Source organism: Flammeovirga pacifica (assembly GCF_000807855.2).
In the GTDB taxonomy this organism is placed as follows: Bacteria; Bacteroidota; Bacteroidia; order Cytophagales; family Flammeovirgaceae; genus Flammeovirga; species Flammeovirga pacifica.
This window is the reverse complement of sequence record NZ_JRYR02000002.1, coordinates 1,615,045-1,641,844: the sequence shown is the minus strand read 5'-3', so window position 1 is coordinate 1,641,844 and position 26,800 is coordinate 1,615,045. Positions and strand designations below refer to the sequence as shown.

General features: G+C 34.3%; 17 protein-coding genes. 5 read left to right on the top strand and 12 right to left on the bottom strand.

The annotated features are described in order from the left end of the window. Positions 1-389, top strand: a 389-nt coding sequence (locus tag NH26_RS24700; protein ID WP_139263301.1) for a T9SS type A sorting domain-containing protein, incomplete at its 5' end; no start/stop codon positions are given. A gap of 89 nt (positions 390-478) precedes the next feature. Here NH26_RS24700 and NH26_RS24695 read toward each other — a convergent pair. Next, on the bottom strand, positions 479-1,354 hold the full coding sequence (locus NH26_RS24695; protein ID WP_044217425.1) for a phosphatase PAP2 family protein: 876 nt from the start codon (positions 1,352-1,354) through the stop codon (positions 479-481). A 218-nt stretch (positions 1,355-1,572) separates the two neighbouring features. On the opposite strand from NH26_RS24695, the gene NH26_RS24690 reads away from it, so the two are divergent. Genes NH26_RS24690 through NH26_RS24675 form a run of 4 tightly spaced genes read left to right on the top strand, consistent with a single transcriptional unit; the run spans position 1,573 to position 8,264 of the window. Beyond that, positions 1,573-2,358 (top strand): SdiA-regulated domain-containing protein, encoded by a 786-nt coding sequence (locus NH26_RS24690; protein WP_044217423.1) that lies wholly within the window; start codon positions 1,573-1,575, stop codon positions 2,356-2,358. Between the two features lies 1 nt (position 2,359). Then, entirely contained in the window at positions 2,360-5,971 is a 3,612-nt protein-coding gene (locus NH26_RS24685; protein ID WP_158022037.1) for a BamA/TamA family outer membrane protein, read from the top strand. A 4-nt stretch (positions 5,972-5,975) separates the two neighbouring features. Continuing rightward, positions 5,976-7,151, top strand: a complete 1,176-nt coding sequence (locus NH26_RS24680; RefSeq protein WP_044217419.1) for a Pycsar system effector family protein — start codon at positions 5,976-5,978, stop codon at positions 7,149-7,151. Continuing rightward, positions 7,152-8,264 carry an adenylate/guanylate cyclase domain-containing protein gene (locus tag NH26_RS24675; RefSeq protein WP_052431731.1) on the top strand — a complete coding sequence of 371 codons (1,113 nt, stop codon included), beginning with the start codon at positions 7,152-7,154 and terminating at the stop codon, positions 8,262-8,264. Positions 8,265-8,919: 655 nt separating this feature from the next. Here the strand turns inward: NH26_RS24675 and NH26_RS24670 are convergent. From NH26_RS24670 to NH26_RS24620, 11 genes are all read right to left on the bottom strand, one after another. After that, on the bottom strand, positions 8,920-10,152 hold the full coding sequence (locus tag NH26_RS24670; RefSeq protein ID WP_052431730.1) for a glycoside hydrolase family 117 protein: 1,233 nt from the start codon (positions 10,150-10,152) through the stop codon (positions 8,920-8,922). Between the two features lie 117 nt (positions 10,153-10,269). Beyond that, on the bottom strand, positions 10,270-11,280 hold the full coding sequence (locus NH26_RS24665; protein WP_044217418.1) for an L-rhamnose/proton symporter RhaT: 1,011 nt from the start codon (positions 11,278-11,280) through the stop codon (positions 10,270-10,272). A 15-nt stretch (positions 11,281-11,295) separates the two neighbouring features. After that, positions 11,296-12,336, bottom strand: a complete 1,041-nt coding sequence (locus NH26_RS24660) for an aldose epimerase family protein (protein WP_084812383.1) — start codon at positions 12,334-12,336, stop codon at positions 11,296-11,298. Positions 12,337-12,507: 171 nt separating this feature from the next. Beyond that, a complete protein-coding gene (locus tag NH26_RS24655; RefSeq protein ID WP_044217414.1) occupies positions 12,508-13,617 on the bottom strand; it encodes a mandelate racemase/muconate lactonizing enzyme family protein in 1,110 nt (369 codons plus the stop codon). An 83-nt stretch (positions 13,618-13,700) separates the two neighbouring features. Beyond that, complete coding sequence (gene aldA / locus NH26_RS24650) at positions 13,701-15,167, bottom strand: aldehyde dehydrogenase (protein ID WP_044217412.1); 1,467 nt, start codon at positions 15,165-15,167, stop codon at positions 13,701-13,703. Between the two features lie 162 nt (positions 15,168-15,329). Then, positions 15,330-16,094 (bottom strand): SDR family NAD(P)-dependent oxidoreductase, encoded by a 765-nt coding sequence (locus NH26_RS24645; RefSeq protein WP_174549724.1) that lies wholly within the window; start codon positions 16,092-16,094, stop codon positions 15,330-15,332. A gap of 171 nt (positions 16,095-16,265) precedes the next feature. Continuing rightward, positions 16,266-17,288 carry a (R,R)-butanediol dehydrogenase gene (locus tag NH26_RS24640; protein ID WP_044217408.1) on the bottom strand — a complete coding sequence of 341 codons (1,023 nt, stop codon included), beginning with the start codon at positions 17,286-17,288 and terminating at the stop codon, positions 16,266-16,268. A 21-nt stretch (positions 17,289-17,309) separates the two neighbouring features. Then, positions 17,310-19,898, bottom strand: a complete 2,589-nt coding sequence (locus tag NH26_RS24635) for a sugar-binding domain-containing protein (protein WP_044217406.1) — start codon at positions 19,896-19,898, stop codon at positions 17,310-17,312. Between the two features lie 172 nt (positions 19,899-20,070). Beyond that, positions 20,071-21,648 (bottom strand): hypothetical protein, encoded by a 1,578-nt coding sequence (locus NH26_RS24630; RefSeq protein WP_044217404.1) that lies wholly within the window; start codon positions 21,646-21,648, stop codon positions 20,071-20,073. 20 nt (positions 21,649-21,668) lie between these two features. Next, positions 21,669-23,411, bottom strand: coding sequence for a RagB/SusD family nutrient uptake outer membrane protein (locus NH26_RS24625; protein ID WP_044217401.1), 1,743 nt, complete (start codon positions 23,409-23,411; stop codon positions 21,669-21,671). A 25-nt stretch (positions 23,412-23,436) separates the two neighbouring features. Beyond that, a complete protein-coding gene (locus NH26_RS24620) occupies positions 23,437-26,550 on the bottom strand; it encodes a SusC/RagA family TonB-linked outer membrane protein (protein ID WP_084812382.1) in 3,114 nt (1,037 codons plus the stop codon). Between the last annotated feature and the right edge of the window lie 250 nt (positions 26,551-26,800).

Sequence of the window (26,800 nt, the reverse complement as noted above, 5' to 3'; positions counted from 1 at the left end):
CTTTTGCTGCTGCTGTACAATTCGCCGGCGAGGATATTCTTGCTAGTGTGATGTATAATAATCAGTATCCTTTCTTCTCTTTCGATAGAACTGAAACTACTGCAATAGAAGATGAAAACCCTACAAATTTAGAGAATGAACTAATTGGTTTAAAACCAGTTTTATTAAAGTCTCACCCTAAATTTGGTCAAATAAAGGAAATTGCATTCAATAATCTGAATGCAGTAAAAACTTACTCTTACAGTTTAATAAATATCAATGGTAAAGTTATTAACTCTGGAACACTTCAAAAAGATGAAGTTATTCAACTTAATAATGTATTAAGTGGTATCCATATCATCAAATTAAATGATGGGGCAAATACATTTACTTATAAACTATTGAGATAATTTATATCTGACAAAAAATAAGGAGACTAAAAAAACGGCTTCCTCACTTTTATTAGTGAGGAAGCCGTTTTTTCATAAAAGATGTTTTTTTAAATAGAGGTCTTCACATACAAACCCAACATAGAAGGTTGCATGATGGGCATAAAGGAAGTACTTCCTCCATATTTATTTTTCTTCAAACGTAATTTCTTATGTATTTGAGGCACCATAATACCCGTTAATGCGCCAACAGTACAACCCATCATTACATCTGTATAAAAATGCTTATAGGCTCTTGTTCTATAATATCCAACTAACGCAGGTGGAATAAACGCAGCTGTATACACCCCTACTTTAGCTAAAGTAGACCATTCTGGGTGGTAATCTAATAATACTTTTGCTGTAAAAAATGTACCTACAGCAGTGTTAGAAGTGTGCCCACTAAAGAAAGATCTTTCGTTATTATTATCCGTCAATTCTCTCATTTCTACGGGAGGGTTCCCTTCACCGTACATGTAGGTAATTGGGCGGTATCTTGTAAACACACCTGGCCCAAGATAATTGTATAAATTAACAGCGATCATTTGTGTTTCTAGATACATTAAAGAAACTTCAAACCAATCTTTTCTTATATCCTTATCAATAAATAAGGCAAAAGGCATAACTGCCGAAATGTATAAACCCCAATCTGTAAAGTTGTGTGAATTTTCTCTATCGTTTACATCATGATCAAAAACATGTCGATCAAAAGCATTCACATTGTTTCTATCTAACCCTAAAACAGTACTTTCACTTATGGATGGTCTAGCATTTAACATCCTAATCCCTAACACATTGGCTACTAACCCTGCCGCTGCTATACTCCCTGTAGTCACAGGCGGAGCATAATAAATTTTTGATTTTGAATGATACCATTTTAAGCTATCCTGAGCAAATGAAAGTGTGGTAACAATAGTTAGTAATAGAAATAAAATTACTCTACGCATAGTTTATTTGATGAGATTTGAACAGATTAATCAATTATTACGAAAAGACTGAAATGGTTATGACACGGCATTTTTATCAGATCACAGATTAAAAATAGAATTATTTTTTTAATTTTATACTCACTCTTGACAGAATATCGTTATATCAAGCATTTTTTCAGATCTTTTTTTCTGAACTAATACTAGTTACTTATTGTTTTTTCAGATTAACTATTTATATGAAATTAACTTATCAATTTATATTTTTTATCCTGACTATCTGTTCCGGATTAATATCTTGTGCACAGAATCAGGATACTACATTTTTTAGCAAACCTAAACAAAAATGGGTGCTACCATCAAAATTAGATGAGATATCGGGATTAACTTGGTACGGAAAGAATACGGTGGCTTGTATTAATGACGAAAAAGGGAATATTTATTTATATGATTTAAATAAAAAAAGCGTCAGTAAAAAAATTGATTTTGGTAAGGATGGAGATTATGAAGGGATTGCCTATAATCGTCCTTATTTCTATGTCGTAAATAGTAAAGGAAAACTATTTATTATACACGAAGAAACCAATGAGGTCAAGAAAGAACAACTCCCTTTTACTGCTGATAATGATATCGAAGGTTTGTGTATGTTTGATGATCAACACCTACTTGTTGCTTTAAAAGGTAAAGGTGGCTTACATGGAAAAAAAGCAGATCATAAATCTATCTATAAAGTAAATATCCATAACACTGAAAAAGTATCCTTAGCTTACACCCTTAAAAAAGGGTTTAAAGTGAGTCCTTCAGGGGTTTATTACGATAAAAACAAAAATGAAGTATATGTTTTATCACACCGTTCTTCTCAATTGTTTGTGTTAGATGGCAGTTCCGGAGAACAAATCATGAGTTACTCCCTTCCTAAAAAAGTCCATGCACAACCGGAAGGTATTTGTATTTCGGATGATGGACGAATTTTTATTTCTAATGAAAGAGGTGGACAATACAATGCTAAAATTCTACAGTTCTAATATGAAGAAAATATTTACTGCATTACTATTTTCTCTTCTATCACTTAGTGTTTGGGGACAAAATCAAAAAATATATTTAATTGGAGATGCTGGAGCTACCTATACAGGTGCTCCTGTTTTTCAACATTTATTTCAACAAATTAATCTCGAAGACGAGAACAGTACGGTTATTTTTTTAGGGGACAACATCTATCCTCATGGATTAATGCCTCTTGGAGATAAGCATAGAAAAGAAGGTGAAGCTGTTATTGATGCTCAATTATCTCAATTAAAAGAGTTCAAAGGCAAAACTTTTATCATTCCCGGAAATCATGATTACAATAGAGGTCGCAAGAACGGTCTACAACGTTTAAAAAATCAAGAAAATTACGTCAATAATCTTCTAGGTGATTCCACTTTTGCACCGTATCATGGCTGCCCTGATCCTGTAGAAGTATCTTTAAATGATGAAATAACATTATTAATACTCGACACACAATGGCTACTATTCGAATATCAAGATAACAATGATGTTGTAGGTTGTGATTACAAAAATAATGATGAGTTTTTGATTGGATTGCAAGATATCGTCTCAAGAAATAAGCATAAAAAACTATTAGTTGTCGGGCATCACCCCCTTTACACCTATGGAGAACATGGCGGACATTTTACCGCAAAGGATCACCTTTTTCCATTGACATCTTTTTCTTCTTGGGCTTATCTTCCTCTACCAATTGTAGGTTCTATTTATCCTTTAGCGAGAAAAGCAGGGGTAAGTCGTCAGGATATACCTAATAAAAACTACAAGAAAATTAAGGAAAGTATGGAAAGCATTTTCAATACCCATCAAAATGTGATCTATGCAAGTGGTCATGAACATGCATTGGAAATGATCGAGAAAGATAATGTGAAGTATATTGTTTCTGGTTCAGGTTCTAAAACATCTTCTATTTACCAAGGGAAATATGCTAAATTTACTTCTGCTACAAAAGGATTTGCTACTGTAGAATTTATCAATGATTCTACTGCTGTTTCCTTTTATGATCATCAAAAAGAAATCTATCATTATAGCTTTAGACAGGACATAGAAAAGGAGGAAAAGGCCCTTTCTAATCATGCATTAGCAGATAGTGTTGAGGTTCCTGCCAGTGTTCGTTATAAAGCAAGTGCATCGTTAAAGAAATGGATGGGTGAAAACTATCGACAAGAATGGGAAACGCCTATCAAAATGCCTGTTTTCGATTTATCTAAAGTGAAAGGTGGGTTAAAAATAGTACAAAAAGGAGGCGGTATGGCTACGCTGTCTTTCCGTTTAGAAGACAAAAATGGTAACCAATTTACTTTAAGGTCCATTGATAAAAACCCTGAAAAAGCCATTCCAGAAGAATTAAAACAAACTGTCGCCAAATCGGTTGTACAAGATCAAATTTCGGCCGCACACCCTTACTCTCCTTTAACTGTTCCCACAATGGCTGATGCAATTGGTATTTACCACTGTAATCCTAAATTGTATTACGTTGAAGATGACCCCCAGTTTGGTATCTACCAAGAACTCGCGGCTAATAAAGTTTTTATGTTTGAAGAACGTCCCTCAAAAAACGAAGGACACATTAAAAGTTTTGGCAATTCAAAAAAGATATACAGTACGATTAAAACAGTTCAAAAGCTGAGAGAAGACAATGATAATTATGTTGATTATACTTTCACTTTAAGAAACCGCTTGTTCGATATGCTTATTGGTGATTGGGACAGGCATGATGATCAATGGAGATGGGCTTCTTTTAAAAATGAATATGGAGAGAAAATGTTCCGTCCTATCCCAAGAGATAGAGATCAGGTTTATTTTTTAAATGAAGGACGTATTCCTAATATCGCTTCTCACCGTTGGGTGCTACCTAAGTTTGAAGGTTTTGACGAAGAGATGAATTGGGCGCCAGGCTTTAATTTCAATGCAAGATATTTTGATCGATATTTCTTATCACAGGCAAATTGGAACGATTGGGAAAAGGAAGTAGCTTTTATTCAAGAGCACCTCACTGATGAAGTATTTGAAACTGCACTATCTCACATTCCACAAAAAGTAAGTGATAAAAACCCTGATATTTTACGTATTCTTAAAGCAAGGAGAGCACAGCTTCCTTCAATTGCAAAAGAATATTATGCTCACATATCAAAAAGAGTTTCGGTATTAGGATCTGATAAATCAGAACAATTTGAGGTAACTTATCTGGAGAATGGAAAAACGGAAGTGGTGGTCAAGAAAATCTCCAAAAAAGGAAATACCAAACAAACACTTTATCAAAGAGTTTTTGATGCAAAAATCACCAAAGAAATTAGATTATATGGTTTAAGTGGTAAAGATCAATTTATATTTAAAGGAGAAGATAAAGGAAAAATAAATATTAGAGTAATAGGTGGAGAAGGTAAAGATTCTTTCGAAGACCTTGCCCGAAGAGGAGGTTCAAAAAAAGTGATCATTTATGATACCAAAGACAGTACTACTGTTACCCAAAAGGGTAGTTTAAAGAAACGTTTATCTCATAAAAGCGACGTTAACGAGTACAATAGAGCAGATTTTAAATTCAATTCTCTACTACCTATTCTCTATGGTGGTTACATTCCTGATGATGGACTTCAAATAGGAGGTGGTTTTATTTTTACTAAATATGGGTTTAGAAAATCTCCTTTTTCGCAAAAACACACTTTGTATGGAGCAATTTCTACCAATGTGGCCGCATTTAAGTTAAAATATAAAGGTCAATTTGTGGATGTTGTTGGCAATCAGGATGTGGTGATTAAAGCCGAATTACGATCTCCAAGAAACTCTAATTATTTTGGTTTAGGTAATGAATCTGTTTACGATAAAAACTTAGGTCATAATTATTATAGATTCTTTTACACCAGACACATTGTAGAACCAGGCCTTTTGATTGATTTTTCTAAAGCAGTGAAGCTAAATTATGGTGCTTCATATCGTTATTATAGAACGAGTCGAACAGATTATTTAGATTCTAGAAATTTCTTACAATCAGGAGATGATCTCACTTTAAAAGACCCTTACGGTGATCAAAATTATGTCGGTGGTCAATTTAAGTTTTCGGTGGATAAAAGGAACAATGCTACCATACCCAAAAAAGGAATTTATGTTGAAGCTAATGGTAATGCTTCTAAAAATTTGAACAATGATGACCTCAATTATGTTAATTTGGGGGGGAAATTAGAGTTATACCAAACTTTTCGTTTACCAACAGACCTCACTTTGGCCTATAAGTTAACGGGAAGTCATAATTTTGGAGATTATCATTTTCTTACCTCAAATACCCTCGGAGGTAATAAAAGTTTAAGAGGATTTAGAAGGGATCGTTTTTACGGCAGAACCTCATTATTAAATAGTTTTGATGCTAGATTGGATATATTTCAGTTTAAAAATAGTATTTTACCAATGACTGTAGGCCTTTTAGGTTTTTATGATATTGGTAGAGTTTGGATAGATGGAGAAAACTCTAATAAATGGCACCAAGGTTATGGAGGTGGCGTTTATGTTGTACCAATTGATAAAGTAGCTTTAAGTGGTATTGCAGGAGGTTCTGAAGACGGGTTACAAATTTATTTAAACATAGGTTTTAGTTTTTAAGACTATGAATGATTTCAAAACACTACTCCAAGATGTAGAGGAGTATGCAAAAGAAAATATAAAAGACCTTCAATTTCATAATTTAGAACACACTAAAAATGTGGTCAATGCTGTTAGTGAAATTGGAGAAGCCGAAGGAATAAATGATCATGAAATTCAGCTTTTAACAATAGCTGCATGGTTTCATGATACTGGGTATACTTGTGGTGATTGTTCTAATCATGAAACAAAGGGTGTTTCTATTGCACAAGAATATTTGAAGGATAAAGTATCGGAAGAGGATTTAGAAATAATTTCTAATTGCATCATGGCTACACGTGTACCTCAAACTCCAAGAACAAAAATGGAGCAAATCATGTGTGATGCTGACTTGTCTCATTTGGGCACAAGTAATTTTGAGCAATATTCTGAAGCACTTCGAAAAGAACGCTCTGATATAGCTGAACAAGGACAAATCACAAAATCACAGTGGTTGGTAATGAACCTTCATTTCCTGGCAGAACATAGGTATTTCACGAATTATGCTCGCAATAACTTTCAACCTAAGAAGGCTGAAAACATGAATACTATTAAAGTCAATATGTCTTCATTAATGGAAGAAAATGAAGTGAAAGAAGTCAAAGAAAAGAAAAAGAAGAAAAAATCGGAAGGAAAAAAACCGGCAGAATTTAAACCTAGAAGAGATATTGAAACACTTCATAGAGTATTGGCTAGAAACCAATTAGGTTTAAGTTCTATTGCAGATAGAAAAGCTAGTATCTTACTTTCGATCAACTCAATTATCACTTCATTTACCATTGGTTATTTATTTAGAAAGATAGAAGAGTTACCTCAATTACTAATTCCTTCAACAATTTTAGCTATTACGGGTTTAGTCTCTGTAATATTGGCTGTTTTAGCAACAAGACCCAATGTTAGTAATAACACTAAAAAGAAAAGAGACTTGAACTTATTGTTTTTTGGCGATTTTGTAGATCTAAATCTCAACGATTATCAAAGTATGTTGAAAGATAAAACAAAAGATCCTCAACAGATATATGATTTAATGGCCAAGGATTCTTATTACCTCGGTAACGTCCTTGATAAAAAATATAGAAAAGTAAGACTCGCTTTTAATTTCTTTATGGTAGGGATCACAGTTTCTGTACTATCCTTTATCATCACTTTTGCGACACTATAAATGAAACTAATACGTAACCAGTATCTCTTAAATAAATATATCACCGGAGTAACTATTACTTACCTTGCTTGGTACTTACTGAATGCATTATACTTGTTTATTAGACATGATGCCTTGGAGCATTATGGTGATATAATTGGTATTGATGTCTATGATAATATTAGGTCTGAGTTAAATTTTGCTCTTTTTGCTAACGGATTTATCTCCATATTTTTGAGTATTTTTTCTTGGAACTTCTATTACTTCTTAGACAGAAGAGGTAGAATGGGAAGCACGAAGAGAATTTTGATTGCCCTTATGATGGTCATAATTGTCACCCCTACTTTTACTTTGCTGACAGGCTATGTTGGTAGGATTTTCTTTCCGGGTGGTATACCATATTTTAATAACCTTAATGAAGGGAGTTTCTTTATCTACATGTTTTATGTCTTTATCAGTACAGTAATGATCAATTCATTATTTCAGTTGAAAGATATATTAGGCCCGGAATTATTTAGTACAGTAATTCAAGGGAATTATTATGTTCCTAAAGAGGAAGAAAGAATCTTTATGTTTCTTGATTTAAACAACTCCACTACAATAGCGGAATGTTTGGGTCATTTAAAATACAGTCATTTTATTTCAGATTGTTATACTTTTATGACGGATGCCATTGATCAGAATAAAGCATCCGTTTACCAATATGTTGGTGATGAAATTGTATTGACGTGGCCCTTAAAAAAAGGACTTAAAAACAATAGATGCATTCAAATTCTATTTGATATTCAAAATGAACTAGAAAGTAAAAGAGACTATTTTATTAACAATTATGGCTCAGTGCCAGTCTTTAAAGCAGGGGTTCATGCAGGTAATGTAGCTGCTACACAAATTGGCGTTATCAAAAGAGAAATGGCCTATCATGGAGATGTGGTTAATTCTACTTCACGACTCCAAGAAATGTGTAAAGAGCTTAATGTAAATTATTTAATATCAGAATTCTTGGTTAAGAAACTCAACTACAACTTTGTTGAATTAGGTGTTGTTCAACCAAGAGGAAAGTACCAAAAAATTAAAGTATTTGGGCTAGAAAACCAAATCAGTTATCAGCCTATTTCGAGTCAATCAGTTGGTTAATTAAAAGTATAATAAGCTTTATCATTCTATTACTGCATCATTAGTCCACTACTAAAATAGTCGTTTAATTACAGGATTGACCAATAAGTTGAAAATACAAAATGTGATAAACTTAAATTTATTACTAGAAACCCCTTATAAAATACTCGTGATTTTATAAGGGGTTTATTTTTTTGATTATAAACGAATTACATTTTATTCATTTGTTAATCTTAAATAATAAGGTAGGGTAAACTAGCATTGAGATGTATAAGTATTATATGACAACTATAAGGTCATACATAATTGATCTTTAAAAATATTTTTTACACTCATTCGTTTAACCCTTTGACTCGCAATAAACCTAATTTTATTGCCTTAGATCAATAAGCCAGCATTATAATTATTAGCTTTATTTCAACTATCATCAGATTCTATATTTCAAGCCAACCTTTAAAGGTTGGCTTTTTTGTATTGGACTAATTAATGGTCTTTACATCCTCCAATGTATCATATAAAATAGAGTGGTATTGAATCTTTCTACATACTCTTTTGTAAAAGAAATGACACCGAGCGAAATTAAAAAGTGGATTGAAAAAGAATAGATCAGTTATAAAAAAATGCACAGCTCAAAATTTCAAGCTGTGCATCATATACATCAATTTAGAACAATTTTCTATCTTGTTGCTTTCGGCTGTTTAGCAGCTTGTTCATTTTTTGCTTGGTGGGAAGTTTTACGCTTTCCTGCAAAACGACGAATATACTGGTAGTCATAATTCATATATTTATGAGTTAGACCCCATCCAAATACTGCAAATCCTTTATTTGTATTTAATTCTCTGTTCAGACCCATTGCATGAGGTGCACCTGGGATAGAAGCCATGATATTAAAATTAATACCATCAGCAGCAAACTGAACAGTACCTTTTTCTGCTCCATCTGTTGTAATTAAAGACATGATACCGTCTTTATGTTTCCAAACACAAATTTCATGACCAGAGTTTGAAATTGGGTTGTATGGAGACTTCACATATGGTCCTAATGGATTGTCTGCAATAGCTACACCATGACGGATCTGACGACCACCAAATGTAATAGCTTCACCCATTTGTTCCCCTTTGTAGTATAAGTAGAATTTTCCTTTAAAAGGAATGATACACGGATCATGTACTTTATGAGAATCAAAATCTCCTTTCTTTTCTACTAAGAAACGGTTTTGCTCTGTACCTTTCCATACACCATTATTTGCAGGGCTTAAGATTGGCTCCTCTAATTTCTTAAATGGTCCATTTGGAGAATCTGACCATGCTATACCTACCTGATTTTTTGTTCTTACATCATAAGGAGATTTAATCGTTTGGTAGCATAAATAATACTTTCCATCGTTCTCCATAATTTCAGGAGTAAATACCGAACGGTCATCAAATGTACCTTTTTCTCCTCTTAGAACTGCTGGGCCTTCTTCTTTCCAAGTCCATCCGTCTTCAGAAGTAGCATACCAAATATCACAACGGTCCCAAGGGAAAACCTTGTCATTTTCGATATCTCCACCAAATCCATCAGTAGATCCAACAGATTTAGAATAGTATACATAGTACTTACCATCTTTATGTAATAAAGCAGAAGGGTCACGTCTTACAACACCTTCTTCGTAAGCTAAATCTCCTTTTAGATCTTGTACTGAAAATTCTCCAAACCAATCGTTATTTAAAGAATCAGGCCAATCTAAAGCTCTTTTAGATGCAGCACTTAAGTGGTTAATGTCTGTGATCCCTAAGAAATCTAATTTCTCTTGAGATACATGTGAATAATCATTTACCTCTGCTTGAGGCCCTGTCGGTTTTGTACAAGAAGAAAAAATAGTTGCACCGATAAGTACGGTTCCTGCTAATATTTTAATTGCTCTCATGATAAAAAAATGCGGTGAAGATCACCTGTTATTTGAATGATTGTTAGATGATGTATATTTTGTATTACACATCATCTAACTTAAAATGATTTATTATAATATCTATCGAGTTTTACATTATGCTGTTAGGCTATTCCCTAACGCAATTACTGTAATACCGATAATCATACATGCTAATCCTAAATACAATGATTTTTTTGCCTGTTTAGGGGCAGAAATCCATTCTTTGGTGATGATACCACCTACGATAGCTACACCAACAGATACGGTATTAAAAATAGCGTAACCTACTGTTCCTCCGGTAGACCCAAGAGTAAATGCTGCATAACCAAATAAAGCCGAAGCAGAGAAGTTAAAAACACCCATCAACGTAGCTAATACAGTGTTTCTTGGGAAACGTGGAGTGATAAAATTGCCCCATAACTTCTTTTTAGTTAATTGATAAGAGAAGTAAGAAGCGATAGAAATACCTCCAAAAACATAAATAATATACATGACAATAATAGCACTTACCCATTCTGGGTTACCAGCTGCTACACTTGCTTCATGAATTACTCCTGCACCTACTGAGTTAGCATAATTAAAACCAGTAGCTAAAAGACCACCTACCACTGCAATGGCAATACCTGTGATCATATTATCACTCTTTACCTCTTCGCCTTTATCATCTTCTTTTTGTTTTAGAAGACCTGCACGGCCATTACTCATTACTCCAAATAATACAATTAGAATACCTAAGATGATCGTAGCAAAAACTTGAAATTCAGGAATTCCATCAATCATAAATGGAATAAGTGAACCAATTAGAATAATTGTACCAATGAAAAGAGAGAATCCTAATGATAAACCAATATAGTTAATGGCTTTACCCCACATCATCACTCCTATACCCCAAAGGAAAGAAGCTATTGCCATACCTACCATAATTTTTGTAGGAATAGATGATATAATCTCACCGAAATTATCTACTAAGAAATAAACGGCAATGTTAGGTATGATAAATGTATTAATGGCGAAAAATAATCCCCATGTATTTTCGAATTCAAATTCTTTTGTAAACTTTTCTGGCAAAGCATAAAGACCTAGCATTAGCCCTGCAAAAATTGACCATAAAACTCCTTCAATCATGACTTTAATGTTTTGTTATTTAAATGAATAGACTGTAGTAGATGTGTATGGCTCCTGTGGTGTTGTCAATGATTTAGGAGCCCCTTCGATATTAGGACCATTTGGATATCTATGTGTCTCACAACAGAATGCCTTGTATCTTCCAAATTGGTCGCCATTTTCTCTTTTTAGTTCATCCGAAGTAAAATACCCTGTATAGAATAACATACCCGGTTCTGTAGTTGCAATCTCTAAAGAGATGCCTGTAGCTTCATTTGCAAAAGAAGCTACATTTCTTAATGTATCTTTTTCATCAAATAAAAAGTAGTGTTCACAGCCTGTTTCTAATACATCGAATACATCTGCTAACTTTTTCCCTCCTTTTAAATCTAATATTGTACCTCCCACTTCTTCAATTTCTCCTACCGGTACATTTGTTGGATCTGCTTTTAAAAACTTATCTGCTAGTATTTTAGCAGTATGTCCTCCTACTGTTTCTTTAAAACCTGATAAATTGAAATAGGTATGATTTGTTAAAGATATTGGTGTTGTCTTATCTGTTGTTGCATGATAAGAAATCTCTAAATTATTCTCTTGAGATAAAGTAAACGTTACTTCAATAGTTACATTTCCTGGAAACCCTTCTTCCATGTCAGCACTTTTTCTTTGGAAAGTAACACTATCTGCAACTTCACTACTTAACTCGTTAACACATGACCAAAGTTGCTTATCTAAACCCTTTATTCCTCCATGTAAATGATTAGAACCATCATTTGTAGCTAATGTATATTCTACTCCATCAACCGCAAATTTTCCATCTTTTATTCTTGAAGCAAATCGACCAACTGTACAACCAAAATAGGGTGCATTGGCTTTGTAAGCATCAGAAAAATACCCTTCTAATTGATCAAAACCACAAGCGACTTGCGTAAGCCCACCTTTATTATTTGGTACTTTTAAAGATGTAATAGTAGCACCTAATGTCATTATTTTGACATTCATGCCATTTTTGTTTTCTAATTGATACTGGTGTACTTCATTTCCTTCATGTACTCCAAATAATTGTTGTTTGATCATAATCTATGTATTGTTCTAGCCAGTAATAATTCATCTCAAAAAATATAAAGCTGAGTTTGATGAAAGAAAAACCCATCAAACTCAGAGGAAACATGTAAGTATTTTATTTTGAAATACATAAAATTATTAAAAAATAAAATATGTTTTCAACTATAAATAACTTCCCTACGCTTAAGCATACTCCTGAGGTTTTACCTCAAAAGGAGCTAATTTCTCCCAATCGAAAACAACTCCTGTACCCGGTTCATCAGAAGCAACTGCTCTATAGTTTTCTACAACTAGTGGACGAGTAGTATACTCATCAATAGGGAAACTATGTACTTCTAACCAACCTGCATTCTCTTGTGATGATACCAAGCTTACATGAAGTTCTTGCATACCATGAGAACATACTGGAATATTATTTTCTTTTGCTAATTTTGCAGCTCTTAACCACCCTGTCACACCCCCGCAATTTGATGCGTCTGGCTGAACAAAAGATAATTTTGATTGCTCCATAGCATATTCAAATTCATGAATTGTATGTAGGTTTTCACCCATTGCTAAAGGCACTCCTGTTTTTTCAGTGATTTCGGCATAACCTTTATAATTATCTGGAATAATAGGTTCTTCAAACCAAGTAATATTATAAGGTTTGAATCTTTCTGCACATTCAATCGCTTTCTCAATTGACATCGAATAATTAGCATCCACCATAAAAGTGACATCATCTCCGATATACTCTCTTACAGCTTTGATTCTTTCAATATCTTCATCAAGATTTTCTCTACCAATTTTGATTTTCACTGCATTAAAACCTTTATCCATATACGATTGCATATTGTTTAAAAGCTTCTCAATTGGGAACATCAAATCGATACCTCCACAATAGGCTTTACATGTTTTATCATGTCCGCCAGCCAACTTCCATAAAGGTTGCCCTGCCATTTTACATTTGATATCCCAAAGTGCAATATCAACTGCAGACATAGCAAAAGATGATATACCACCACGACCTACGTAGTGAATATGCCATTCCATAAAATCATAAATGCTATCGATATCTGCTCCATCCTTTCCTAAGATTGCAGGAGCCATATCGTAATCTAACATTGCTTTGATAGATTTACCACCTTTACCACCTGTGTAAGTATAGCCAGTACCTTCAAAACCATTTTCCAAAGTTATGGTCGTTGTCACTAGTTCAAAGTGGTAATGATCTCCATGCTTTGCATCAGACAATACCTCTGGTAGAGGTACTTCGAATAACTTTGTTTTTATATCTTTAATTGCTGTACTCATCCTTTTTTAAGTAATAAGTAATAGGTAATAGATAATAAGTAATACGCTATTATATTCCTTATTATCTATTACTTATTATTTGATTAGTATTTCACGTAGAATGTCTTCTTATCCATGTATTGTTCGAAGCCGTATTTACCGTCTTCTCCACCAGTACCACTTAGTTTATAACCGTTGTGGAAACCTTGGTGTTGCTCACCATGACCTCTGTTTACGTAGATCTCTCCAAATTCAAGATCATCGTTTAAGCTCATAATAGTATTGATGTCTCTTGTAAATACCATAGCTGCAAGGCCAAACTCACAGTCATTCGCATTTTCAACTACTTCATCATACTCTTTAAACTTCAATACAGGAAGGATTGGACCAAACGACTCTTCATGAACAATTGTCATATCTTGAGTAACATCAGTAATTACTGTTGGCTCAAACCAGAAACCTTTTTGGAACTCAGCTCCAGCAGGCTTTTTACCACCTGTAGCAATTGTAGCACCTTCTTCAATAGATTTAGCTACTAAATGCTCCATGTTTTTGATTTCAGAAGCATTTACTTTAGGTCCCATTGTTACAGAAGTATCTAATGGATTACCTACTTTAATTGCTTTTACTTTTTCCATGAAACGCTCCATGAATACATCATAGATAGCTTCGTGAACATACATTCTTTCGTTACAAGTACAAACTTGACCACAATTGTCGAAACGAGAGTGGAAACAAGCTTCTACTGCTAGATCTATATCTGCATCTGGGAACACGATAGAAGGTGCTTTACCACCTAATTCTAATTGTACGTGAGCCAAATGTTCTGAGGCTGTTTTAAAAATTTGTTGGCCTGCAGGAGTTGATCCCGTCATTGTTACCATTTTAGTGATAGGGTTAGCCACTAAAGCGTTACCTAAAACTCTACCTTTACCAGTAACAATGTTGATAAGACCTGCTGGAATACCTACTTTTTCTGCAATAAAACCTAGCTCTAATGTAGCTAAAGGTGTTTCTTGAGTTGGTTTTACAACAATTGCGTTTCCGGCTACTAATGCTGGACCAATTTTCCTACCAGCTAATGCCAATGGGAAGTTCCATGCTGTAATAGCTACGATTACTCCTCTTGGTATTTTTTGAATCCAAATTTGCTCTTTAGGATTGCTTGAAGGCATAATATCACCTTCAATGCTTCTAGCACCATCACAAGCATATTCGATAAATGTAGCTGTTACCTCCACTTCCATTTCAGCAACAGAGATTAATTTACCTTGCTCACGAGATAATAAATTAGATAAATATGGTTTGTTAGCTCTTATTTCTGCTGCAAATTTACGCATTAAGTTAGCACGTTCTATAGAAGGCAATTTCTTCCATTCTTTTTGTGCTTTTTCTGCTGCTTGTAATGCTAATTCTGCTTCGTGTTCAGTACCCATTTGTACCACACCTACAACGTCCTCATTAATTGGACTAATTACATTTTCTGTTTCACCTGATGTTGCTTTTACCCATTGACCACCGATAAACAGATCATAATTTTTAACTTCTGCTGCTGCTAATGTTTCTGACATAGTTATTTTCGTTTTTAAGGTTAGAGAATACTCGAAATACATCTACTATTCTCTGAGATATTATCTTTTAAAAATTTAATTAAAAAAAGGAGGACTGTAATTGATGAAATTGATATCGGACAGCCCCCTTTTCCATCATTCAAATTATATATATTCAGATTTTTATCTACCCATCCATCCGCCGTCTACAAGCATGATACTACCATGCATATAAGCAGCTGCAGGAGATGCTAAGAACACAACCGGTCCGGCAAAGTCTTCTGGGTTACCCCATCTACCAGCAGGAATTCTTGATAAGATTGATTGTGATCTTTCAGGGTCATTTCTTAATGCCTCTGTATTATCTGTTGAAATATAACCTGGTGCAATAGCGTTAACGTTCACTCCTTTCGAAGCCCACTCGTTAGCAAATGCCATTGTTAACTGACCAACTGCTCCTTTTGAAGCTGCATAACCTGGTACAGTAATACCGCCTTGGAATGTCAATAATGAAGCTGTAAAGATAACTTTACCGTATCCTCTAGCTACCATTTCTTTACCAATTTCACGCGTTAAAATAAATTGAGCATTTTGGTTTACTTCCACCACTTTGTCCCACATTTCGTCTGGGTGTTCCGCTGCTGGGCTACGTAAAATAGTACCTGCATTGTTTACCAAGATATCAATTTGAGGGTGATTTGCTTTTACAGTCATGATGAAGTCATATAAAGACTTACGATCAGAAAAGTCACATTGGTAAGCAGAGAAGTTTTTTCCTCTAGCTTTTACTTCTTTTTCTACCTCACTTCCTTCTAATTCTAGAGAAGCAGAAACACCAATAACATCAGCTCCAGCTTCTGCTAGACCAATTGCCATTGCTTTACCAATACCTCTTTTACATCCTGTAACTAAAGCTACTTTACCTTCTAATTGGAAATTGTTTAGGATACTCATATCGTTTGTTGTTTGTTGGACTGAAAAGGATTGATGATTTAGGAAGGTTTCGCGATTTCTATATCCCTTACCATCAACCCTATCAATCAATTATCTTTAATGTTTATATTACTTATTTGATAGTCTATTTTTGATTATCGCTTATCAAACTATCAAATGTTATTTCTAGTTGTCGTTACATTTGATCAAATACTTCATCCCTTCAGGATTCTTATCGATTTCATCAAATACGTTTTGGATGTTATCTAAATCATCCACTTTAGTGATTAATTGTTCAAAAGGAATGAAACCAGAATCTGCAATTCTAATGGCCTCATCGTAATCACCTTCTTCATACAATCTTGCACCTAATAATTCGATTTCTGACCAGAAGAATTTGAATAAATCCACTTTCTTTTGCTCTCCACCGTGGATAGCTACCATTACAATTCTACCTCTTACATTCACTACCTCAGTCATTGTTTGTACACCTGGAGCCGAACCTGACACCTCAAAAGCACAATCAATCATTTTTTCGTTAGTCAACTCAGAAATACGATCGTTCAATTTTTCTTTTGCTGGGTTAATTGTAGTGAAACCCAACTCGTTTAACATCTTAAGACGTGTTTCATTTACTTCAGAAATAAATACATTTGCGCCTTTCTCTTTTAAAACATAACCGATAAGCGTTCCGATTGGACCACCACCGATAACTAAACAATTTTCACCTTTTTGTACACGACCGATTTTAACATCATGACAAGCAACCGCTAGAGGCTCAATAAAAGCACCGTGCATTAAGCTTAATTGCTCAGGTAATTTATGAAGAGTGTATGAAGGTACAGTCCAAGAATTTTGGAATGCTCCACTTGAATCAATGCCAATAAACTTTAAGTTTTTACCAACATGCTTAAATCCTTTATCAAATGGGTGTTCGTCACCGAAATGTAATGGTCTAACGGCTACTTTGTCTCCAACTTTTACATTAGTAACACCTTCGCCAACTTCGGCAACAACAGCAGAAGCCTCATGTCCAACCGTTTGTGGAGGACTTACTCTTTGATCCATTACACCATGGAAAATATGTACATCTGTACCACATACTCCACAATAAGCTACATCTAAACGTACTTCACCTTTACCGGGAGCGATAGATTTACCTTCACCTACACTAATTTTCCCTTTTGATTCATAAAATGCTGCTTTCATCTCTTTATGTATTTATATTGTTTAGTTCAATTCTGCTACTATGTCGTCCTTCTTGTCATTATCTTCTCCGATAGAAAGTAAAATTCTATCAGAAGATAATCCATCAACGGTTGCTTTTACTTCTACCTCTCCAGCTTGTTGAGTTGATTGCAAGACCAATAATGCTCTACCATTATCCGTTTCTATCTTACGTAAAGTATGATTTTGAATATTAGTATTAGCCCCATTATCCACTCCTAAGTCTCTTAAATATTCAGGAATTTCAAAATTGATCACTCTTTCAACATTTGTTACTGGATTGCCTTGAGCGTCTACAAGTTGAGCAACAACATGAGCAACGTCGTATTGATTGTTTGAAAGTACTTTTCTATCTATTTCTAATTTTACTGCTACGGGCTTACCTGCAGTAATTAATTTAGTCTCAGTAGTCTTCCCATCTTTTTTACCAATGGCAGATAAAACACCTTTTTCAAAAGGTACTGCCCACTTGTAAATGTGATCATCAAATTCTGCTAAAGTTCTTTTTCCTAAGCTTTTTTCGTTAAGGAAAAGTTCGATTTCGTCACAGTTAGAGTATAATTCAACACTAACTACTTCACCTTCATTGTAGTTCCAGTGATTATTTACATCGTGCCATTCCCAAAGTGCTGTTTCCCACGCTTTAGGATTTTTAGCTACCATTTTACCCGACTTCTTATCAATTTTATTAATCGATTTTGAAAGTGTCTGAGTGGCGATGAAAGTGTGAGGTTTATCTGTCCACAACGTTTTCATCATTTGATAAGATGGTTTAGGGAAACCTGCAAAATCTATCATACCAGCGTCATTACCTTTGTTAGGCCATGGTGCTCTAATTTCTCCTAAATAGTTAATACCTGTCCAGAAGAAAGTACCTGCGATAAAAGGTCTGTCCATGATAGCCTTCCACTCATGGTATTGAGCAAGGTTTTCTGTTCCCATAATTACCTTATCAGGATAATTTTTATGACCATAATCGTAGAGCACTCTTCTGTAACTGTAGCCCACAATATCAAGAGACTTACCATAGTCTGTTTCATGTGAAGCAGAGGGTAAAATACAGTTTGCAGTAACAGGGCGGGTAGTATCTAGTTCTTTAGTCCATTTCGCCAATTTAGATGCAGTCGATCCAATATCATTCTTTCTCTTTGGTAATCTTTTTAATTCTGATCTAATTTTTTCTATTGAATAAGGAGATTTTGACCAGAAGTAATTACCATTCCAATTCATATTATTGAAAAAGCCTGTTGCTTGAGAAATTCTAGGGTACGTCCACTCAATCTCATTACCAATACTCCATTGGAAGATTGATGGGTGATTTCTGTGTGCAAGCATTACTGCTTTCAAATCACTTTCAGCATAATCCAAAAAGTACTTTGAAGCGTATCCTTCTGTTTCTACATTTTTTGATTGTTCATTTTGATTCCATCTTTTGTCTTTTGGATTATCCCACTCATCAAAGAATTCATCTTGAACCAAGAATCCCATTTCATCACATAAATCCAAAAATTCATCAGAACCTGGGTTGTGTGCAATTCTTATTGCATTACAACCACCATCTTTTAGTACTTGTAGTCTTCTTCTCCAAACGTCTTTAGGAACAGCCGTACCTACTAAACCACCGTCATGGTGCAAGCAGACTCCTTTAATTTTCATGTTTTGTCCATTCAAGAAAAATCCGGAGTCTGCATCAAATTTAATGCTTCTTACACCAAAGTTGTTTGTTAGTTCATCGATCTGTCCATTATCAACTAGAATCTTAGTCTTTGCTAAGTAGAGATTGGGGTTGTCCACTCCCCATAACTCAGGTTTTTCGATTGTTGCCTCTTGAGCTACCGTAATAGACTCACCAGCTTTAATCAATTTCTCTTCTGAAACTTCAGCCACTAATTTTCCTGATTGTGTATAAAGTTCAGTTTTTATAATTGCTTTTTTATTTATCGTATAACTATTATTAATATCCGTAATTATACTTACAACAGCTTTTTCTTCAGAAACTTCTGGAGTTGTAATAAAAGATCCCCAAACAGGAATATGTAATTTATCTGTTACAACTAATTCTACATTTCTGTAAATACCTGCACCTGTATACCATCTACTATCTGCAAAGTTAGAATGGTCTACTTTTACTGCTAGTGTATTTTCTTTTCCGTTTTTTAAATAGGGAGTTAAGTCGTAATAAAATGGCGAATAGCCATAAGGGTGAAACCCTAATTCTTGTCCGTTAAGATATACTGTAGATTGATTGTATACCCCATCAAACAAAATAAATGCTTTTTGATTTTTGGTAATATCTAGGTTAAATGTCTTTTTGTACCAGCCTATTCCTCCACCATAAATATATCCGGTTGCAGGAGCAAACTCAGCATTTGCAGAATCATAATCATTTCCGATTACCCAATCGTGAGGTAATCTTACATTTTTCCACTCGTCTTTAGTCACATCATCTAGAGATGATTCTTTTTGATTGATATCCAAAAGAGCGAACTGCCAATCAAAATTGAAGTCAGACGTACGTTCTACTTTAGAAGAAGTCGATTGACATCCCCAAAAGAGTATTACTGACAATAATATTATATAAGTATTTTTCATCGCTTGTCTCGATTCTCTATTTCTTGATTTTAAAAAAGCTCTCCTTTATTTAAAGGTTTAGTATGTAGTGGTGATATTAAAGTTTGTACCGATTAGTTTTAAATCAGAGAGTTATTGTTTAATGACTACCGTAACCCCTAAGGATTACGATAGTCTATTATATAGATTTAGCTTATGGTCTAAAGTTTACTTCTCTTGCAATTAGATTATCCATATATAAAACTAAATCAGCTGAATTATTTTTATTAAATGGTCTAAATACAAATGTATAATCAATAGATTTTGGAGCAGTGTAATAATCCATTTTTGCATAGATCCACTCACCTTCTGGAGTTTGAGTATTAATATCAAATCTTCCTGCACCCCAATCTATTTCAGGAGCTGCAAAAACCATCATTGATGGAATCTCTGCAGCACTATCATCAATAGTAGATACACCACTTTCAATTTTGATCCAAACACCAAATTCATAGGTTTTTCCTGCTTCAAGAGGGAATGATTTACTATGAGTGAAAGCAGAACCTTTTTCTGAAGGTAGTACTAGTTTACCCGATTTGTTTCCATGATAAGACTCAGCGTTTGTAACAGTAAAATCATAGTGATCAAAAGGTGCTCCCCAACCGCCAGTGTTCCAATCACCATCAGTAGATTCTTCTAAGCTATAATGATAATCGCTATCCTCAATGACATTTCTGTTAGGTCTATGTACTAATAATTCATCTGTGAATTCATCAGCGTCAACAAAGTCCGTTGATTTTAAATTACCTCCTTGGTAAGTTACTTTTATAATATCATCATCATACATAGTTTCATCTCTCAATGCAATTAATACTATATTACCTGCTGTAGGATCTACAGTTGCAGTTAATACTTCAGGATTAATATCTAATCCTTTGTTTACATTAGTCAAATTCACAGAGAAAGTTGACGGATCTACTGAATTTGGATCAATTTCTCTAGAATAATCAAGAGCGATAAAACCTTCTTTTACATAAATTTCTGTTAAGATTAGCGGATCAGTCGATGGAATAACATTAATAGCATTCTCAAACTCTAAAAGATCTGAACCCGATGGTCTAGGTCTATCTCCTAAAACAGTAGTAGAAAATGTACCTAATTTTTTGTATTGCACTATAGTTTCCATAGCAGTGCCATCTAAAATTTCAGACTCAATATACGTTACTTGTTCGGGGTCTCCACCTTCAAAATTATAAACGATTCTTGCTGGGTCTCCTATCGTTGTTAAAGTATATTTCACCATTCTACCTGCCTGAATATCAGAAGTTTTAGACAAGTCTATTTCATCACCGGTACTACCATCAGGGAAATAATAATTTGCTTTTACAGATAATGATAGAGAGTCTAACACTGTAACTACAATTGTAGTATCCAAAGATGATTCTCTTTTCTCACTTCCTACATAAGCTGCTCCAGCAAATTGTTGAGATAAATTTACTTCTTTAATCCCTGCCTCAGTAAATTGGATATGAACCAAATCATCAGATGATGACGTTGAAGTAGTTCCTTCTACAACTGCACCTTCAGGTAAGGTCCAAGTTCTACTTTGAATACCTTTAGAAGCATCTGTTACAGTCATAGAACCTCCTACTTGCACTCTGTTACCAAATTGATATTCAGAAGTGTAAATTACTTGATGGTTTGGCTCCACACCTGGGGCTTCCCACTCTTTCTTACATCCGTAGATAGCAAGAAGAGTCAATAAACCAATTATATAATTAAATCTTTTCATTTCTTGTATTTTAGGATAGATTATAATAAATCAGGATTAGTTTGTACCTCATTTGCAGGTAGAGGATAATATTTATGAACATTCTCATTATATTTTCCTGCTTGCTCAACAAAGTTTTGGATGATGTAAGAAGAAATATATAATGGAGGCTGACCTAAAATAGTTGAAGCATTATCCAATCTCCACTGCTCATCAACAGCTCTTCTATCTAAAGCTTCTTTAATGATACCCCATCTTCTCAAGTCTTTCCATCTGTGACCTTCAAAAGAAAGTTCTATTGGTCTTTCAACATATCTAATATGCTCTCTTACAGACTCTACAGAAGGAGTAACTAATGGGTAAGTTGCTCCTGTTACCTCTTGACTGATATTTAATTTTGGAAACTGTCCGCCATTAGTATTGATATAATATGATAATGGATAAACACCTGCTCTATCACGTACCATGTCGATGTAAGTAATAGCATCAGAGAAGTTACCTTGCTCATTAAGTGCTTCTGCATACATTAATAAAACATCTGAATATCTAATTAACCTAAAGTTAATTGGAGACGTTTGACCATTATTTTCAATATTACTAATTCCAGTATTCCAACGTGTATATTTCTTTACGTAACCTGAATGACCACCACCCATTGGGTAAGTCTCTCCACTATCATCCGTCCATGGTCTTGTAAAATAAGTACCATAGAAATTTGGAACTAAGATAGAACTTGAAAGTCTTTGTGAATGTGTTTCTCCCAGTGCGTTGATAGGATGAGTAGGATCAACCTCATCACCTAATAACATTTCGTGTAAATACTGTGAAGGAGTCACTACATTGAAACCACCTGCAGTTAAGATATGCGTAAGTACATGTTCAATACTTGATGCTTCTGAAGGAGTTACATTTCCACCTGCGATATTATCTACCCAATCTCTGTTATTTGATGGAGGCAATACAGAAGTTGAATAATTTACTTCAAAAATTGATTCAAGATTATGTTCTCCTTCCTCATTAAAGTTATTACCATAAACCGGAGACAAAGAGTAGTTATTACTATCAATTACTTTTTTGAACTCAGCAGCAGCTTCCGCCCATTTACCATCGTATAAGTAAGCCTTACCTAATAGAGAAACGGCAGTACCCCACGTTACACGACCAGCATCAGTAGCATCCCAAGATGTTGGTAAATTTTCGGCTGCAAATTGTAAATCTGGAACAACTACCTGCGAAATCACTTCTTCTCTTGTGTTTAATTTTTTATTTAAACTATCAGAATTTGAGTAGTATGCAGTATTAATAACAGCTCCATTATAATTGTTCACCAATTCAAAATAATAAAAGGCTCTCAATGTTCTAGCTTGAGCTACTACTTCTAACTTTTCTTCAGGAGACATTTCAACATCTTCTCCTTCAATAAATGTTACGATTTGATTTGCTCTGTTAATACCAATGTATAGTTCCGCCCATCTGTTTTGTACTAGAGGATCACTGTTGGTATAGTTAAATAGTTTATATGTACTATATGTTCCGTACCAAGTGTCACTTTTAGAAAGGTCAGATAATGCCATTTCACTTGTGGTTCTAAAACCTGAAATAGAATTAAACTGCAATGCTGCGTATACTGTATTCAAAGCATAATCAAAATGGTCTGAGTTCTTCCAGAAAGTTTCTGGAGTAAGAGCATTTGGATTTGACTGCGATAAGAACTTATCCTCATTACACCCTAGTAGGAAGAGGGAAGTCAATAACGTAATCAGACTATATTTTACTAATTTCATTTTTGATCTAAATTTAATTTTCTAACTAAAAGTTAAACTTCACACCACCCAAGAATCTTCTTGTAATTGGGTAACTACCTTGATCTACACCTCTCATGTATAAACCATCACCACCAACTTCAGGATCATATCCTTTATAACCAGTGATTGTAAATGGATTCTGAGCAGTTACATAGAATCTTAATTGATTAACTTTATTGTTAAATAATCTTTTCGGTAATGTGTATCCTAAAGTGATGTTTCTGATACGTAAGTAAGAACCATCTTCTAGGAAGAAATCAGAACTTGATCTTGTATTTGGATGTTCAGAGTTAGAACGAACCGCAGCAATATTAGAATCTGGATTGGCTGGAGACCACGCATATTGCATATCTTTATGTCTACCCATTCCATAAGAATAAAGGTTAGCTCCATTATAAATCATTGCTCCATGTGAGTAATACATTTGAACGAATAAATCAAATCCTTTGTAACTTGCGTTTAAGCCCATACCCATATTGAATTTAGCTTGACCTGAACCAGCATATACTCTATCGTTATCATCAATTACACCATCACCATTTACGTCACGGTACATCATGTCACCCATCTCTGCTTGAACACCAGGTAAACTTTCATTATAAGCTTTTAATTGCTCCTCTGTTTTGATGACTCCTTGATTCTCTAACAAGAAGAAAGCTCCTGCTGGATAACCTTTTTTCAAGAAAGTAGTATGATCTTGGAAACCTGCTCTTGTTTGAACTGGAATACCACCTCTAAAAGCAAAACCTTCAACACCATTTAAATCTGTTACTTCGTTCACGTTACTTGAGAAAGTATAATTTACACCCCATTGGAAGCCATTTTCGTGTATATGCTTGTATCCTATTGCAATCTCATGACCTTTATTTACCATGTTACCTGCATTTACAAGAATAGAGGTATAAGGAGTTGCGTTACCACCTGCAGGTTCTGTAACAGAAGTACCGAATGATGGTGGAATTGTTTGATCCAATAACATATCTTCTTTATTATTATTATAATAATCATAAGATACCGTTAAGCGATCATTGAAAAACGCTAAATCAACACCAATGTTTCTTGAAATTGTAGTTTCCCATTTCAAATCTGGGTTTACATATCTTCTAAATACTGCACCTGTAGCTAATCTCTCATTTTGTCCCACACCAAATGTGTAATCTACACCACTTTCAATTCTAGGCATGAATGAATATGGAGAAATATTTTGATTACCTACTTCACCAAAACTAGCACGAACTTTTAATCCAGTCATGAAGCTGTTTAAAACTGAGTTCTGGAAGAAAGATTCTTCGCTTACATTCCATCCAGCTGAAGCTCCGTAGAAAGTACCATATCTATTTTCTTTTGAGAAATTAGAAGATCCATCGTTTCTTACAGATAACGATACTAAATATCTATTATCGTAATTATATTGAGCTCTAAACATCTTACCTACAAGTGTATTAGTTGAAATGTATTGTTGAGGTAAAAATGCCACAGAACCAGCACTTAGTACTTTGGTTTGATTATCTAGTAAACCTTCGGTCATAACAGTTCTAGTTTCATTATTATACTCTTCAAAAGAATATACTGCAGTAAGACCTAAACTATGTTTACCAAATTTCTTGTTATAAGATAAGATATTTTCAAAAGTGGTCGAATTAGAAAGAAAATTATTAATTGTCATTCTAGATTCCATCTGAGATGCACCTGCTGCTAATGAACCGTCTTCTCTATAGATTAATAACTGTGGTTGGAAAAATACATTTTCAGAAGAATAAGTATTTCTACCAAAACTAGCTTTGTATTTTAAACCTTTTACAATTTCATATTCTAAAGATAAAGCTAGGTTAGTTGCCATTACATCCGTATTGTTTTCATTAGATAACTGAGTAGCTAAATAACCAAAGTTTTCTACTTGTTCTGTTTCAACAACAAGACCATTACCTCCAACAGGTGTATTTTGATCTAATGCTGGAACCCATGGCTTCTGTGCAATGGCTAATTCATAAAGTCCCCAAGGTTCTCTTTCTCTTTTCTCATCTGTAATACCAACAGAAGCAAAAGCTTTAAATTTACCTTGTGTATATTCACCATTCATACGAGTAGTGAAACGTTCGAAACCAGAGTTAATTAAAACACCATCTTGATTAAAGTAGTTGGTAGAAACATTGAATTTCAAGTTTTTAGAACCACCAGAAACACCCAAATTGTAAGACTGCATTACTGCATTATTATTTTGTACATCACCCACATAATCCGAGTTATTATAACCGGCTTTTGGATTAAATAAGTACAAGTTCTGCATACCTCCTTCAGATTCAATTCTGTTATGATCTACATACAACTGCTCTTGGTGGTTATTTAATGGTGTATTCGAAGTGATGTTTTGAACACCTGCATAAGCTGAGAAATCAACAGATAACTTACCTTCTTCACCTCTTTTTGTTGTAATCAAAATTACACCACCTGCAGCTCTTGTACCGTAAACTGATGCTGCTGCACCATCTTTCAATACGTCAATACTTTTAATTTGCTCTGGAGCGATATTTGGATTTCCTTGGAAAGGAATTCCATCTACAATGTATAATGGACCACCTGCAGACTTTGCAGAAACAACACCACGAATTTGGATGTTTGCTTCAGCACCAGGACGACCAGAAGACGCTTGTACGTCTACACCTGCAATTTGACCTTGTAATGATTCTCCTAGATCAGAAGTTGGCACTTTCAAAATGTCTTCAGATTTTACAGATCCTACAGCACCTGTAATTTCTTTCTTCTTTTGTGTACCGTAACCAATAACAACCACTTCATCTAACGCCTCAACATCAACGCTTAATTTGATATCCAGCTTTGTTTGTGTAGTAATTGCAACAACTTGGTCTTGGTAGCCAATGTATGAAATCACTAATGATTCTCCACTTGCTACAGCTAATGTAAATTCTCCTTCAAAGTTAGTTGTTGTACCTTGAGATGTATTTTGTATAATCACATTTACACCTGGTAATGGCTCATCCGAGTCGGCGTCTGTTACACGCCCTTTTAATAAAACATCCTGTGCATATGAATCAATCGGGATGATTGAGAGCATTGCAAGAGTCAGAATAATTTTAAAAAAATCATAAGCTTTACTCATACTCATAATAAGTTTAGATTAAAAAAAGAGCAGCCTGCTAGTCATTTCATTTCAAAATATTCATTTCAAATTTAAATATTTATTCAGCAGACAACTTTACTTGAACAATAAGTGTTCGCGAAACCCTTAACAAATGTGAGAAAATTAAATTTAAATCACATATATTTGACTAGATTATATCTGAACAGACCGATCAAGTGTAAAAAACACAACTATAAAACACTGTACAGTAAAAATATAAGTTACTCTT

Bases quoted from the DNA above. Each gene is read 5' to 3' on its own strand.
- NH26_RS24660 (WP_084812383.1), bottom strand. From the start codon at position 12,336: ATGATCAAACAACAATTATTTGGAGTACATGAAGGAAATGAAGTACAC.
- NH26_RS24635 (WP_044217406.1), bottom strand. From the start codon at position 19,898: ATGAAAAATACTTATATAATATTATTGTCAGTAATACTCTTTTGGGGA.
- NH26_RS24640 (WP_044217408.1), bottom strand. From the start codon at position 17,288: ATGAAAGCAGCATTTTATGAATCAAAAGGGAAAATTAGTGTAGGTGAA.
- NH26_RS24695 (WP_044217425.1), bottom strand. From the start codon at position 1,354: ATGCGTAGAGTAATTTTATTTCTATTACTAACTATTGTTACCACACTT.
- NH26_RS24665 (WP_044217418.1), bottom strand. From the start codon at position 11,280: ATGATTGAAGGAGTTTTATGGTCAATTTTTGCAGGGCTAATGCTAGGT.
- NH26_RS24625 (WP_044217401.1), bottom strand. From the start codon at position 23,411: ATGAAATTAGTAAAATATAGTCTGATTACGTTATTGACTTCCCTCTTC.
- NH26_RS24675 (WP_052431731.1), top strand. From the start codon at position 7,152: ATGAAACTAATACGTAACCAGTATCTCTTAAATAAATATATCACCGGA.
- NH26_RS24685 (WP_158022037.1), top strand. From the start codon at position 2,360: ATGAAGAAAATATTTACTGCATTACTATTTTCTCTTCTATCACTTAGT.
- NH26_RS24670 (WP_052431730.1), bottom strand. From the start codon at position 10,152: ATGAGAGCAATTAAAATATTAGCAGGAACCGTACTTATCGGTGCAACT.
- NH26_RS24630 (WP_044217404.1), bottom strand. From the start codon at position 21,648: ATGAAAAGATTTAATTATATAATTGGTTTATTGACTCTTCTTGCTATC.
- NH26_RS24620 (WP_084812382.1), bottom strand. From the start codon at position 26,550: ATGAGTAAAGCTTATGATTTTTTTAAAATTATTCTGACTCTTGCAATG.
- NH26_RS24690 (WP_044217423.1), top strand. From the start codon at position 1,573: ATGAAATTAACTTATCAATTTATATTTTTTATCCTGACTATCTGTTCC.
- aldA (WP_044217412.1), bottom strand. From the start codon at position 15,167: ATGTCAGAAACATTAGCAGCAGCAGAAGTTAAAAATTATGATCTGTTT.
- NH26_RS24680 (WP_044217419.1), top strand. From the start codon at position 5,976: ATGAATGATTTCAAAACACTACTCCAAGATGTAGAGGAGTATGCAAAA.
- NH26_RS24655 (WP_044217414.1), bottom strand. From the start codon at position 13,617: ATGAGTACAGCAATTAAAGATATAAAAACAAAGTTATTCGAAGTACCT.